Genomic DNA, 13,641 nt, shown 5'->3' with positions numbered 1-13,641 from the left:
GTATAGGGGAAGTTAAAGAAGGGATGGGAGCAGGAGGAGCAATCTTTCTTGCTCATCTGATGGGTCATCAGTTTCCTGAGATCAAGGATGCAATCCTTAGATTTGTAACCACGTACTGTCCCTCAAAACCTTTGTAGTCAGCGCACCAAAATATGGGGAGATGCTCCCCATCGCTGTGGTCAATAACTATGGTCAGTTTAATCATCTGATATCCCGGGCATTGCGGGATCTCGATATTGAATCAGTTCTTATCTCCAACACTACTCCACCAGTAGAGGTTGCGGCCAAATACCGGGGGATCATACTCGGTGGAGGACCTGACATCAGCCGGGCCGGTAGATGCAGCGAATACCTGGATCTGAACCTTCCGGTGCTGGGAATCTGTCTCGGTCTTCACATCATCGCGACGAAATTCGGAGGGGAAGTGAAACCCGGACGTATGGGAGGGTATGGAGCAGTTACAGTATCAGTCGCAGATCAGGATCAGATTCTACAGGGATACCCCGGCACCATGCAGGTGTGGGCATCCCATGCTGATGAGGTGATTACCGCACCACCTGAATTCCTCAGGCTGGCAACTTCAGACGTCTGCGGCAATGAAGCAATACGCCACCAGGATCTTCCAGTCTTCGGAGTACAGTGGCATCCGGAAGTCAGTCATACCTTTGAAGGATACCGGGTATTTGAGAATTTTGAACGGATTTGCCAGAGCTGAAGAAAATTTCTGACCATCAGCAGTTATACACAGAGATCGGGAATACCCCCTTCACCTGCATCAGGTGCGGTGCCTGTTGCAAGGAGATAGAACCGGGATCAAATCTGGTATGGGTATCTCCAGCAGAAGTGAGGAGGATCATGACCTCAACCTCCCTCGCCTTTGATGAGATCGCAGAACCTTATCCAGACACGATTCACGAGGGAGATCGACAGTATACATTAGGATGGGCAATCAGACGTGAAGGGGATCGATGCAGATTCCTCGTCGAAGGGCGTTGCTCAATTTATGAATCACGTCCCTGGATATGTCGTACCTACCCATTTATGATCAATAACGGGAAACTGGCGATATCCCCCTGTAACGGTATTAGCACAGGAGATTCGGATTCGATAGAACCACAGGCCATAAATCAGCTGATTGATGACCTGCAGAAGCGAGTGTATGCAGAACAGGCAGAAGAGGACCGAATTGCCAAAGTTCTGGCAACCGTAGACATCCCATCAGGAAAGGTGGTGGTTGTTGACGGAGAAGGTATGAGGATAATCTAATGGGTGAGATCAGAATAATCGGGACGGCACATGTCTCCCAGCAGAGTGTTGATGAAGTAGTTGCAGCAATAGGGGATTGGAATCCGGATGTAGTTGCAATCGAACTGGATCAGGGACGATATAACGGGATGAAGCAGCAGCAGCAGAACCCGGATATCGAAGAGATTCTACAGGCAAAGAATTTTAATCAGTTGCTCATCCAGTGGGTTCTCGCTTATATTCAGCGGAAGATCGGGATGGATGTTGGCGTTGAACCAGGCGCTGAGATGAAAGCAGCTATAGCCGAGGCTGAAGAGAGAGGGATAGAACTTGCCCTCATTGATCGGGATATCAGAGTCACTCTTCACCGGTTCTGGGCTTCCATGTCCATCCTGGAAAAACTGAAGATGTTTTATGCCCTGGCCGGATCACTGGTGGTTGCAGAGGATGTCAGTGAGAAGATCGATATTGAGGAACTCAAGAAAGAAGATTTCGTGACGGTGGCGATGGAGGAATTCCATAAATTTTCTCCACGGGGAGCCTATGCATTAATATCAGAGCGGGATGCCTACATGTCCTATCACCTGCTCAATCTCGGACAGACTCATGAGCGGGTATTGGCGGTAGTAGGGGCGGGTCACCGAAAAGGGATTGATGGCTTCCTCGCAGATCCAAAGACTCTTCCTCCTATGGCAGGCCTGGTTGAATCGATCAAAACGAGACCATGGGGTAAGATATTTGCTGCAGCCGTGATGATTGTCTTTGCTCTTATCATCATTGCCATCATCTTTTCAGGGGTCGGAACTGATGTTCTCCTTCTGGCTCTTATGTACTGGGTGATCATCCATGGAATTCCAACGATGGTCTGTACTCTTTTAGCCGGGGGTCACCCCCTCTCCGCCATAACCGGTTTTCTCATCTCACCCATCTCGGCACTGCACCCGCTCATCGCTGCAGGATGGTTCTCGGCGATCGTAGAGGCGAAGATCAGAAAGCCTCGTCCATCTGATGTGAAGAAGATCTTTACAGCAGAATCCTTCACCGAGATGCGAAAGATTCCCCTCTTCAAGGTTGTCCTGGTCGCAGCCCTGGCTAATGTCGGGAGCAGCATAGGGACCTTCGCGTACTTTATCTTCATCTTTCCAATCCTGGGGATCGATCCGAGCATCCTCTTATCAACCGGATTTGAGAATATGATCCATGCCATCACAAGCTTGTTCACGTGATGAGCAAAACCGCAAGGAATGACTAAGGATATAATTCCCCCTTTCTTCTTCTCCTTCTTTGAGTCATTTCCTTGGCAGGGTCCGGGAGATGACCAGATTACCAGGTCAATCCTGAAAAAATTTCCGAATCTGCCAGGTTTCTTACCGGTCGCTTATGCACACCAGAAGAAACTACTTACAGGACTCCTCTCTGAACCACGAACACCAGAAGAGAATGATTTTCTTAATGGGATAGAACAGGAGAGTCATTTCAAAAAGCAGTGCCTGGATATCTCGGGGTATGTTGTACATATTGTGCAGAAACCGGTATGAACGCGGACTATCCAATCTTACAGACTGACCGACTGGTACTCAGAAAATTCCATCGAGAAGAAGCAATGATAGTCAGGGAACTTGCCGGAAACCCAGACGTTGCTCACGGGTGTATTCACATTCCTCATCCTTACGGGATCGGAATTGCAGAAATGTGGATTGCCTGTCACGAGACCTGGTATGCTGAAGGCTCACAACTGATATTTGCTATCACCAGAAAAACAGACCAATGGATCATCGGAACAGTCAGCCTCACCATTGATAGCGAACATGCCCTGGCTGACATCGGATACTGGATAGGGGCACCCTTCTGGTACTATGGATATGCAACCGAGGCTGCGAGAGCAGTCATCGCATATGGATTCGGGAGCATGGGGTTGCATAAGATAATTGCCTCTCATTTTTTGCGAAATAGGGCATCTGGAAGAGTTCTGGAGAAACTCGGTATGCATCAGGAGGGATTACTCAGGAGTCATCTCCTGAAGGGAGGGGTTTTTGAGGACGTTGCTGTCAGAGGCATACTTGTCAAAGAATGGAAATCACAGATTCACACCCGCAATAGTCCTTCAGAGAACGAGATATGAGACTGGCAGTATTACTCTCAGGAGGAAAAGATTCCCTCTATTCATGTTGGAAGGCAATGGAGTCAGACGAGGTCGTCTGTTTTGTAACCATCCAATCCCATAATCCCGAGAGTTACATGTTCCACACACCGAACATTGATTTGACCCGGTTACAGGCAGAAGCTGCAGAGATTCCCCTGATTGAGTGGCAAACCGAAGGACTTGAAGAGATTGAACTAGATGATCTCGAAGCTGCAGTGAAGGAAGCAGTTAGGCAGTATGGAGTAGAAGGGGTGGTTACCGGAGCTATCCAATCGGTGTATCAGGCCGCCCGGGTCCAACGGATATGTAACCACCTCCATCTGTGGTCATTTAACCCGCTCTGGCTCTGTGATCAGGAGAATTACCTTCGCGATCTGATTGAAAACCGTTTTGAAGTTATTATTGCAGGGGTTTTCTCCGCACCATTTGATGATACCTGGCTTGGAAGAACGATTGATCACCATTTTGTTGATCAGTTGATATCCATCAGGGATCGTTACGGTATATCGCTTACCGGGGAAGGAGGGGAGTATGAGAGTTTTGTCTGTGATGCCCCGTTCTTTACCAGGCGGATAGCCATAACCGACAGTTGCCGGGCATATAAAAACCACAATGGAAGTTTTCTGATTTCCGGGGCTGAACTGGTGGCCAAATGATAGCAATTCTCGATTGTACCCGGCAGGATCTCCCACTGCTCAAAAGGGAATTTGTGAGTCCAGTGGTCTCGATAGTTGAGAGAAGTGGACATCAGGCGATGATACTCCCCCTTGCCACCACAGAGGTGCCTGTCAACCTGCAAGGAGTGATTCTGACCGGCACTGCACTTATGGATGACCATTATCTTCTCCATGGGATCCCTGAATGGCTTATGAAGTGGACCGGACCGGTGCTAGGCATATGTGCAGGAATGCAACTCATCGTCATAGCTGGTGGGGGAATAGTGATTCCCTCAGAAAAGATCGGGATGACTGAAATCATGGTTACCAGCGATGAAGAGATCTTTTCTGGAAAAGAACGGTTTAATGCATGGGAGTTACATCAATCAGGGGTAATGCCAACAGAATCCATGAAGATACTCGCGAGGTCGGAAGCAGGAGTTCAGGCTGTACGATGTGCAGACCGCCCATGGTATGGAGTTCTCTTTCACCCGGAGGTCAGAAACGAATGGATCATCATCAATTTTTTAGAGATCTGTTCCCAGCATCCTCACAATAATTACGATTTAGAGATACAATGGAGACATCCTAACTCTCAAAAACTTTTGAAATCCCGGCTGTGAGTCCGGCGCATATCAAACAGGACATCTTCCCATTCATTGCTCCGGCCTCCCGAAACCAGGCTAGGAAACGGGACATATCAGATAAAGAGAAAGGTCAATGACTGGAAATCCCTGATGGGATGCAATCAGGGGGATGGGAATGATGATACCATCTCACGGGCCATATGGAACGCCGGGGGGTCATCCGGATCTGACACGTGCTGTCTGGTGGGGTTGATGTGTCTGGTAGGTGATCCATGAATGCAGAACGGGGGCCCGTGGGTCGAACCACCCGATGCAACAGTTGTAATGGAGACCGGTTTTTGCCGGCCGGATCGCTTCCCGGAAACCGGCGCCACACATACCACTCAGGAGATGGATTCTTTTGCGGATATTCCCAGTCACAGACCTTCGAGGCAACGCTCCAGATATCCGGGGGCATGTACCTCTGATCCAATGGTCAGTGGATAGGTGGTTAAAGCTTATCCCTGAAGAGTTAATTATCGCAACGGGCCAATATTTTAGCGATTATTCCCTATCTGCAAATGAGATTCGATCATTTCCCGTTATGAAAAAATCTCCAATCTCTGAAGAGTCCAATTAAATAATAATACATTAAGGCTCTTTTACTAAAATAATTGCAATTTTTCAAAATCATGTAAAAGAAGGCAAAGAAACGGTTTCAGCTCAAAAACCCACGACCTGAAGCCATGATCAGGGCCAGGCCAAGATGCATTGAGTTATTTGAGATGCGTGGACGTTAGATGAGTTTTTGGAGAAAAATCGAGATCAGGAAGGGTTTATCCAGATCATGATAAATAATTCTGTTTTAATCTGATAGAGTCGATTGATGAAGCAGATGCATTGAGTATCCGCATCATCTCTTCAGAATGCATGGTATCATCTGATACAATAGCATTGATGGCATCCTCACAGATCAGCCGTACCGCTTCAGCATGCTCACCCTTCTCCGCAGTAACTCCTACCCTCATGGACTCAGGGAATGCCCGATTATAAGGATTCAGACTCAGGTAGGAATAGGAGTCAAGAACCGGGATCAGAGCCGGCTGATGACCAACTTTACCATATGATAACTGCACATCTGGTGAGTAGAACCAGGTCAGGAATGCCAGTGCCCGTTCTTCGGACCCACCTTTACGTATCCCAATCCCAGTCATTCGTATAGTAATTCCCCTGAATGAACCATCGTCCATACTCTCTCCCGGAAGGGGCATATATCCAACCGACAGATTATGTTCTTCACTCATTGCCTGTATCCCGGAGAACTGCGAAAACCAGGTTATGGCAATTGCAAGAGAACCAGAACTAATTGCTTCTGCAACCTCTTTATCACCCCATGTAGCAGCGTCTGACGGTCCAAGACTCGAAAGATTGCAAATCATGGTCATCGCCGCGATCGTTCTGCTACTGTTCCATGTACCTGACGCAAGACCAGAAGAACGGTCAGATATACCGGATCCATATGATGTCACGAGACTAAGCCAGGGTGAAGAGATGGGATCAGAGCCTTGAAGACCCGCAAATCCGATACCCGAATGCTGGGATCCATATTGCGAGAAGAACTCTGCAACATCTTCCAGTTCTTCATAACTTCCCGGTACTGCAAGAGGATATCCATAGGTTTCACAGAAGGCTGCAGTTTTATTTGGATCATCAAAAAGGTCAGCCCTGAAAGCAATACCAAGTGCATCCTGATCAAACGGTAAGGCATAGATAGTCCCGGATCGGTCAGGGAATTCTCCCACCATGGTGAGAGAGGGACGCTCAAATATCGTCCAGTTCACCGAAGAACTGGTATTCAAAATGATATTTAGAGGAACTAACTGCCCATCAGAAGCATATCCCGGAATGTGACTAAACCCGGATATCAGGAGATCTCCGGGAGGGAGAGCAGCAGAAGTATTGCCTGAACCTGCTGAAATCTGTTTGACGGCAACCGAAACACCGGTCTGGTTTTCATACTCTTCTGCCAGATTCTGAACAACCGCAAGTTCACGCGAATCATCAACAAGAATTGTTAATCCTGCATGGCCAAGGTTAACCGGGGAACCTGGGATTGTCATGCACCCTGATACCATCAGAAAACAGATTAGCACTGCTGCCAAAACCACTTCACAAGGAAGAAGGGACTGATTAAACCACAATCTGGCAGATCTGATCGATGAAACCCAGGTTGATAGTACGGTTTGTATGATCATTTCTTATCCTCCAAAAATATGTTCAGTTAAAATGCGCAGACCGATCAGGATCAGAACAATTCCTCCTAATATCTCAGCTCGTGATCCAATATGATCACCGAACCGTTCTCCAACCCAGAACCCGAATCCTGACATCAGAAATGCACCTCCCCCGATGATCAGGGCAGGGAGAACAATCTGAACCTGCAATACTGCAAACGAGAGTCCGACCGCAAGTGCATCAATACTGGTAGCTACCGCAAGAACAAGAAGAACCGATAGTGAATAAAAATCAATTCCTTTTTCTTCCGAATCTGAAATCCCTTCCTGAATCATCTTAACCCCGATCAAGGCAAGAAGGCCGGTTGCTATCCAGTGATCCACCGGTTCAATCCAGGCAAGAATGAAGGTACCCCCCATCCAGCCAAGCAGAGTCATACCAGTCTGAAATAAACCAAAAAGGAGGGCAATCTTCATGATCACCGGGATACGTCCTTCCCGTACGGCCATCCCGGCAGCGATGCAGACCGCAAAGCAGTCCATACCAAGACTGACAGCAACCGCGATGATACTGATCAGATCCAATCTGTCACTCCAGAATCTGACGAGGCACACTAGTGAGTCTTGGATCCAGTTTCGCAGCGGTTACAAACGCGAGATCAGCACGATCACCCAGATCCATTGCCGCAAGAATGACACCAGCATTGAACCAGATTTTGGGCATCGTAGGGAACTTTAAGAGGGCTTTTTCGATCGCAGCAAGGGCAGCCTCACGATCTTCTAACTTATAGAAGAGAACTGCCAGGTAGTGCCACCTGATAGAACAGTCATCAAAATCTTCGGGAACAAGGGCCAGATCACGGATCGCTTCTGCATTCATCCCTAGTTTATAATGGATAAATCCCCGCCTGAAGATGTACTCAGGATTTTTTGGGTACTGCCGTACGAGCACTTCAAAATCAATCAGGGCAGATTGGTAGTCTCCTGCATCAAGATGACACATTCCCCGATAATAGAGGATATCAAAGTCACCGATACCCCCGTTGATCGCCTGAGAAAAATAGGGACAGGCTGCTTTAAGATCACCATCCCGATACTTCTTCAGGCCATTGATATATGCCTGTTTAGCCGGGTCAGATCCCTCATTATTCATTGCTGACTGCATACACCTGGAGTACTGTATGGCAGCATTCTATATGGTTATGGTCCTGATAGATAATGTTAGACACTATACATAACATGAACCAGCAGATGATGAATATTCGGGCATACCCTCATCCCATATCTCTGATAACCATTGAAAGCCGATCCATTCCTTCAGTGATCTGATCTGGATTTGCAGACGAGAAGTTCAGTCTGATCGTATCGATTCCACCGCCATCAACATAGAATGGTGTCCCTGGCATCACCGCGACCTTTTGTTTGATCCCCTGTCTGAATATCTCCATGGAATCAACTCCTGAAGGAAGGGTAACCATAAGAAACATCCCCCCTTCAGGACAGGTATGACTGGTGCCGGATGGAAAGTCATCATCAATGATCTCTTCCATCACCTGACATCGTTCTCCGTATATTTGTGCAATCTCCCGTATACGCTGATCTACATCGACAGTCTCCAGATATCTGGCGAGGATCATTTGAGAAAGGAGGTTGGAATGGAGATCTGCTGCCTGTTTTGCCCGGTTAAATTCGATGATGACCGATCGTGGTGCCCAGATCCAGCCACACCGTAGTCCGGGGGAGATCGTTTTTGAGAACGAACCGGTCATAATAGTCTGATCAGAAAGCCATCGTTTCACGGGATCGCGTGCTCTTCCATCAAAGAAGAGTTCACCAAAAGCATCGTCTTCATACAGAAGCGTACCGGTTCCATCAAGAAGCTCAGCAACCTCTCTGCGAAGCTCAACGGGCCAGGTCATGCCAGACGGATTTTGTGAGTTGGGAATTCCATACCAGAGCGCGGGGTGATACTGTGCCACTAGATCCTGTATTGCTTCAGTACTTGGACCTGCCAGATCTTCGAGAGTTGGAATCGGATTGAATACCGGCTCATAGAACGAAAAGGCCTCAATTGCTCCGAGATATCCAGGGCGTTCGATCAGAACGTGATCCCCGGGATTGAGAAGTATCTTTGCAACCAGATCCAGGCACTGTTGTGATCCGTTTACGATCTGGATCTCGTCGGGATCTGCGTTGAGACCAAGCCGGGAACGGTACCGCGATGCGATATATCGTCGAAGCGGGAGATACCCGTCCGTGGTTGTGTACTGAAGAGCAGACTTCCCCTCCTGGTTGAATACCTCTTCTGCAGCATCCCTGATACCGGCAACATCAAAGAGGTCAGCATCAGGAAGTCCTCCGGCAAATGAGATCACCCCGGGTTGTGCGGATACGCTGAAAAGCTCCCCGAGAAATGAATCAGGTACCCGGGCCATCCGGCTGGAGAAGCGATATAATCCGGATCCGCTCATAAGAAGAACTTGGCAGTGTTAAAATGAATCTCTTGTGATTCTTATTTTTCAAAGTTCTAAAAACCCTACTGAGAGATCTGTCAATACCCTGATCCAACAAAAGCCTGAATAATACATCTTACCAATACCCACATACGATATGAGACTTCATACCCTCGTGCTAATTCTGATCGCAGGTCTGTTCCTTGCGGTTATTGTCATGGCACAAACAGCACCATCTGAATCGATGAAAAATACTACCGCAGCATCGGGGGCAAACCAGTCACCCACGCCGACAATCCAGGCAACAGTCAATGGTTCGCCAGGAACATATGTACAGGGAGAACTACTGGTCCAGTTTAATCAATCGGCATACCCGAATAATCAGTCAATGCAGGCATCTTCAATGCAGGCCAATGCTGCTATCGGAGCAGTCATGGTCACTGATTATTCAGCACAGGGGATGAACGGACTTGAACTTGTCCGTCTCCCGCCGACTATGACGGTAGAACAGGGGATCGCATACTATCAGGGCCTCCCAACCGTGCGGTACGCAGAGAAAAATGCGATCTATTCGATTGCAAATGCATCCAATCAGAGCAGCGGTACCACATATCCCCCGGCAGTAGGAAATACCGCAACTACAGGAGACCTGTTTGTACGGTATAACCAGACCGCTTTCACTAGTACCCAGGAGATGATGGTATTTGCCAATGCAACCAACAGCGGTATCCACGCATCGGTAGTTACTGACTATACCCCCTATGGTCTTCCCGGCCTGCAGCTGGTAGACCTCCAGCCAAATACCACTTTAGATCAGGGACTCGCATATTACCGAAATATCACCCAGGTGCTATACGCTGAACCAAACACCCAATACCAGATACAAAATAGTGGAAAGACAACAAACACTACCCCTACCGGGTAACTTTTTTGCCACCCAGGATCATCAATCGAATCTTTCACCCATGAGAGCAGGGTTTCATACTTCGATATAGTGCATCTTTTCGATCCCGGTGAACCGGAAACCCGGAACGCACGTTTTCAGCATATTCAGGATTGATTTCAGTATAGAGCAGTTCCTGCTGATCTGATCCCTGACATACTATTGTTCCGTCAGGGCCTGCTATCACTGAGCCACCAGAGTAGTGATCAACCGGAGTCACTCCGACCGTATTTATCCCGGCAACATACATCTGAAATTCTGCAGCTCTGGCTGTGATAAAAAGTTGGAAATGATGCATCCTGGCAGCAGGCCAGGCACTCGGCACCAGCATCAGATGGACACCGGCATCGCGATACAACCTGAAGAGATCGGCAAATCTCAGATCATAGCAGATAGCAATTCCACACTGACAACCCAGATAGGAAAAGACAGAAATATGTTCACCCGGATCATAGGCGACATTCTCTCCCCCCGGTGAGAAGAGATGAAGTTTTGAATACCGGGCAAGAATACAACCATCCGGGCCTATGGCAACGGTAGTATTCCTGGGCCTGGGGTGGTGAGACTCCCGATAGGATCCCAGAATCCCAATTGAGGATTCATAGGCATATTTCCGTAAGGCAGAAACGATACCTCCCTCTTCAGACTGAACAAACGTATCTCCGTCCATCGGATCCCAGCCGGTGAAAATCTGCTCAGGAAATGCGATAAAAGATGCACCATACCTTTTTGCCTCTGCGACTTTGAGTTTGATCAGATCAAGGGTCTGCTCAGGATTCTGCCAGCAGGGGGAGATCTGAGCGATGCAGAGGATCATACCGGAGTATTGATCATTGATCCCTATAAGGAAATCATCTGATAGTAACACCCATAGTGATGATGATTATAATAGAGTACTGCTTATACCCTGCATGAAGAGCATCAAAAGTAGCAGATACCAATATGGGAGACACCATGGCAGAGGAAGAGAAGAAACGGATAGAACTGAAAATTTCCGGGATGCATTGCGCCAGTTGTGCTCTCTCCCTGGAAAAAGGACTTGCCAGCGCTGATGGAGTCAGTGATGCGCAGGTCAACTTCGGGACAGGCAAAGCATTTGTCACCTTTGATCCTACGATAACCAATCAGAACGATCTTACCAAGACGGTTGAAAAATCAGGCTTCACTGTAACCAATGAACAGGTTACCATCAAAGTTGGGGGAATGACCTGTGTTATGTGTGCCCAAAACGTTGAAAACGCCCTGAAAAAACGTGAAGGAGTAATCGAAGCAACGGTAAATCTCTCCAATGAACAGGCATATGTTACATACAATCCCTCTCAGGTCAGTCTGAATCAGTTGCGGGATGCTATTATTGCAGCAGGATATCAGTACCGTGGTACTGACAAGGAAGGAACGCTGAACGCTGGTGAAGCAGAGATTCAGGCAGATCTTAAAGACAAACTTAAACGGGTTATCTTCGGGTTTGCCATTGCTGCGATACTCATGGGAATGATGGCAGCACCTGCTGACCTGATGCACCCGCTCATGTATCTTCAGTTTCTGATAGCCACGCCTGTGTTTCTCTGGCTTGGTATGCCGATATTCCAGGCTGCAGCGGGTTCATTACGCAACCGGACATTGAATATGGACGTCATGTATGCCATGGGAACCACCGTCGCATACCTGGCAAGTGTTCTTGGGACGTTCGGGATCGTGCTCGATCAAAGTTATCTCTTTTATGAGACTGCGATAATGCTCACCTCGTTTCTCACGCTTGGGAGATATCTGGAAGCACGGGCGAAGGGAAGGACCTCATCTGCCATTAGATCACTGGTCAGGCTGCAGGCAGATACCGCTGCAGTACTTAGAGGAGAAACAGAGATCCGGGTACCTATCGAGGATGTACTCGTGGGGGATCTAATTATGATCAGACCGGGAGACAGGATCCCGGTTGACGGGATGGTTAGATCTGGCTCCAGTTTTATTGATGAGTCGATGGTAACCGGTGAACCGATCCCGGTTGAGAAACTTCAGGGTGAAGAAGTGATAGCCGGGACTCTTGCCAGTTCAGGTAGCCTCACCTTTGAAGCAACAAGGGTCGGGGCTGATACCATGCTTGCCAGGATTATCAGACTGGTAGAAGATGCACAGGGAACAAAACCACCGGTCCAGCGAATAGCTGACATGGCGGTTGCCTGGTTTATACCGGTCATACTGGTCATTGCAATCGGGGCATTCTGTTATTGGTTCTTTGTAGCCGGTTCGGGGCTTCGGTTTGCCTTACAGACGTTGATCGCAGTAATGGTGGTTGCATGTCCCTGTGCCCTCGGTCTCGCTACCCCGACAGCAATAACGGTTGGGGTAGGACGTGGTGCGGAACTCGGCATTCTGATCAGAAATGGGGAGAGTCTGGAAGTTTCTGACCGGTTGACAACCATTTTGTTTGATAAGACCGGCACCCTGACCCGGGGAAAACCTGCAGTAACAGATGTCGATCTGATCGCAGGTTCGCGCCCCTTACTTCTTTCATACCTTGCAAGTCTCGAATATCTCTCATCCCATCCTCTTGGAGAAGCGATCGTCAATTATGCAGGCAGTGAAGGTATCACCCCCGCAGCAGTACAGGAATTTGTATATACTCCAGGAAAGGGACTTTCGGGAATCATCGCTGGGGGTATGATCAATGCAGGGAGTCATCAGTTCATACGAGAACAAGGAGTGCAGATTGGGCCAGATGAAGAGAACCTGATTGAACAAAGGCAGACAGAGGGGAAGACTACCGTTCTGATAGCCCGGGAAGATCAACTCATCGGTCTTGTCTCAATCGCTGATACGGTTAAACCGTCGAGTGCGATAGCGATTGGTGAACTGAAGCTGATGCACATTTCCGCAGGCATGGTATCAGGGGATAATCCACGAACGGCAGGCGCAGTTGCCCGGATGGTTGGTATTGACCGGGTGATTGCAGGTGTGCTCCCGGATGAGAAGGAGCATGAGGTCTCCCGCCTTCAGCAGCAGAAAGAGATAGTAGCGTTTGTCGGAGACGGAATCAACGATGCACCCGCTCTTGCACGAGCTGATACCGGGATTGCTATCGGGTCAGGGACCGATGTTGCAATCGAGAGTGGAGATATTATTCTGGTCAGGGATGATATCACCGATGCCGTTGCTGCCATTCAACTTGCAAGAAAAGTGATGGGTAGAATTAGACTCAACCTGTTCTGGGCATTTGCCTATAACATTGTCCTCATTCCACTTGCAGCAGGTCTCTTCTACCCGGGAATCATCTTCAGGCCTGAGTATGGCGCCCTTGCCATGGCACTCTCTTCGGTTACAGTGATCTCATTATCTCTGATGCTTCGAAGATACACACCACCAATCAGGATAAAGGCCAGCCCCCCGATATCAGAAGCAGAAGT

General features: G+C 48.4%; 15 protein-coding genes. 9 read left to right on the top strand and 6 right to left on the bottom strand.

Features of this window, described 5'->3' with window-relative positions; translation table 11 throughout:
- Positions 1 to 160 precede the first annotated feature (160 nt).
- Genes LUQ50_RS07855 through LUQ50_RS07825 form a run of 7 tightly spaced genes read left to right on the top strand, consistent with a single transcriptional unit; the run spans position 161 to position 4,667 of the window.
- Positions 161 to 715: a GMP synthase subunit A gene (locus LUQ50_RS07855; protein ID WP_300038773.1), complete on the top strand. Its 555-nt coding sequence runs from the start codon at positions 161 to 163 to the stop codon at positions 713 to 715.
- Entirely contained in the window at positions 703 to 1,266 is a 564-nt protein-coding gene (locus LUQ50_RS07850; RefSeq protein WP_300038770.1) for a YkgJ family cysteine cluster protein, read from the top strand. Before LUQ50_RS07855 ends, LUQ50_RS07850 begins: the two co-directional genes overlap by 13 nt.
- Positions 1,266 to 2,471 (top strand): TraB/GumN family protein, encoded by a 1,206-nt coding sequence (locus LUQ50_RS07845; RefSeq protein ID WP_300038767.1) that lies wholly within the window; start codon positions 1,266 to 1,268, stop codon positions 2,469 to 2,471. Before LUQ50_RS07850 ends, LUQ50_RS07845 begins: the two co-directional genes overlap by 1 nt.
- Positions 2,472 to 2,489: 18 nt before the next feature.
- Positions 2,490 to 2,783 (top strand): hypothetical protein, encoded by a 294-nt coding sequence (locus tag LUQ50_RS07840; protein ID WP_300038764.1) that lies wholly within the window; start codon positions 2,490 to 2,492, stop codon positions 2,781 to 2,783.
- Complete coding sequence (locus LUQ50_RS07835; RefSeq protein ID WP_300038761.1) at positions 2,780 to 3,367, top strand: GNAT family N-acetyltransferase; 588 nt, start codon at positions 2,780 to 2,782, stop codon at positions 3,365 to 3,367. The genes LUQ50_RS07840 and LUQ50_RS07835 overlap by 4 nt, the downstream gene beginning before the upstream one ends.
- On the top strand, positions 3,364 to 4,044 hold the full coding sequence (locus LUQ50_RS07830) for a diphthine--ammonia ligase (RefSeq protein WP_300038758.1): 681 nt from the start codon (positions 3,364 to 3,366) through the stop codon (positions 4,042 to 4,044). Before LUQ50_RS07835 ends, LUQ50_RS07830 begins: the two co-directional genes overlap by 4 nt.
- On the top strand, positions 4,041 to 4,667 hold the full coding sequence (locus LUQ50_RS07825) for a hypothetical protein (protein ID WP_300038755.1): 627 nt from the start codon (positions 4,041 to 4,043) through the stop codon (positions 4,665 to 4,667). Before LUQ50_RS07830 ends, LUQ50_RS07825 begins: the two co-directional genes overlap by 4 nt.
- Positions 4,668 to 4,792: 125 nt before the next feature.
- Here the strand turns inward: LUQ50_RS07825 and LUQ50_RS07820 are convergent, their stop codons facing one another.
- The 5 genes from LUQ50_RS07820 to LUQ50_RS07800 form a co-directional block, all read right to left on the bottom strand.
- The gene (locus tag LUQ50_RS07820; protein ID WP_300038752.1) at positions 4,793 to 5,005 is read right to left on the bottom strand and encodes a hypothetical protein; all 213 of its coding nucleotides are present in this window, start codon (positions 5,003 to 5,005) and stop codon (positions 4,793 to 4,795) included.
- A 450-nt stretch (positions 5,006 to 5,455) separates the two neighbouring features.
- Entirely contained in the window at positions 5,456 to 6,865 is a 1,410-nt protein-coding gene (locus LUQ50_RS07815) for an ABC transporter substrate-binding protein (protein ID WP_300038746.1), read from the bottom strand.
- A gap of 3 nt (positions 6,866 to 6,868) precedes the next feature.
- Positions 6,869 to 7,429, bottom strand: a complete 561-nt coding sequence (locus LUQ50_RS07810) for a manganese efflux pump MntP family protein (protein WP_300038743.1) — start codon at positions 7,427 to 7,429, stop codon at positions 6,869 to 6,871.
- A gap of 4 nt (positions 7,430 to 7,433) precedes the next feature.
- Positions 7,434 to 8,009 (bottom strand): tetratricopeptide repeat protein, encoded by a 576-nt coding sequence (locus tag LUQ50_RS07805; RefSeq protein ID WP_300038740.1) that lies wholly within the window; start codon positions 8,007 to 8,009, stop codon positions 7,434 to 7,436.
- Between the two features lie 109 nt (positions 8,010 to 8,118).
- Positions 8,119 to 9,315: a PLP-dependent aminotransferase family protein gene (locus LUQ50_RS07800; protein ID WP_300038737.1), complete on the bottom strand. Its 1,197-nt coding sequence runs from the start codon at positions 9,313 to 9,315 to the stop codon at positions 8,119 to 8,121.
- Between the two features lie 139 nt (positions 9,316 to 9,454).
- On the opposite strand from LUQ50_RS07800, the gene LUQ50_RS07795 reads away from it, so the two are divergent.
- Positions 9,455 to 10,222 (top strand): hypothetical protein, encoded by a 768-nt coding sequence (locus LUQ50_RS07795; RefSeq protein WP_300038734.1) that lies wholly within the window; start codon positions 9,455 to 9,457, stop codon positions 10,220 to 10,222.
- 34 nt (positions 10,223 to 10,256) lie between these two features.
- Here LUQ50_RS07795 and LUQ50_RS07790 read toward each other — a convergent pair whose 3' ends face one another.
- Positions 10,257 to 11,057 (bottom strand): carbon-nitrogen hydrolase family protein, encoded by an 801-nt coding sequence (locus LUQ50_RS07790; RefSeq protein ID WP_300038731.1) that lies wholly within the window; start codon positions 11,055 to 11,057, stop codon positions 10,257 to 10,259.
- A gap of 125 nt (positions 11,058 to 11,182) precedes the next feature.
- Here LUQ50_RS07790 and LUQ50_RS07785 point away from each other — a divergent pair.
- A partial coding sequence (locus LUQ50_RS07785) for a heavy metal translocating P-type ATPase (RefSeq protein ID WP_300038728.1) occupies positions 11,183 to 13,641 on the top strand: 2,459 nt, incomplete at its 3' end.

Origin of the sequence: Methanospirillum sp., assembly GCF_028679455.1 — an archaeon.
Classification (GTDB): domain Archaea; phylum Halobacteriota; class Methanomicrobia; order Methanomicrobiales; family Methanospirillaceae; genus Methanospirillum.
This window is presented reverse-complemented; position numbering and strand designations above follow the sequence as displayed.